Raw genomic sequence first — 257 nt, 5'->3', positions numbered from 1 at the left:
AAGGAGACGCTCGCAAACATCGCTTATGCCACAGGCTTTTCCAGCCAGGCGCATTTCTCCAGCGTCTTTCGCCGCCTGATGGGGGCGACCCCGAAGGAATACCAGCGTTCGGTCCGTCTTTGAGCTAGCACCCGCCGATGGCAAATCAGCAATTTTGCGAAAGATAACCGCACGAATTTGAAATCTCTTGAAGCTGCGGTCTGCGAGGCTTTTCCGATCAGGAGGCCCCATATGACCGCTTTTGCGCAAACCAATCC

At 54.9% G+C, this 257-nt stretch carries 1 protein-coding gene; it reads left to right on the top strand.

The features are described from left to right. Positions 1-123, top strand: a 123-nt coding sequence (locus AF337_RS40095) for a helix-turn-helix domain-containing protein (protein WP_152970968.1), incomplete at its 5' end; no start/stop codon positions are given. Positions 124-257 lie beyond the last annotated feature (134 nt).

This window comes from Rhizobium ecuadorense (assembly GCF_001187535.1).
Taxonomy (GTDB): Bacteria; Pseudomonadota; Alphaproteobacteria; order Rhizobiales; family Rhizobiaceae; genus Rhizobium; species Rhizobium ecuadorense.
This window is presented reverse-complemented; position numbering and strand designations above follow the sequence as displayed.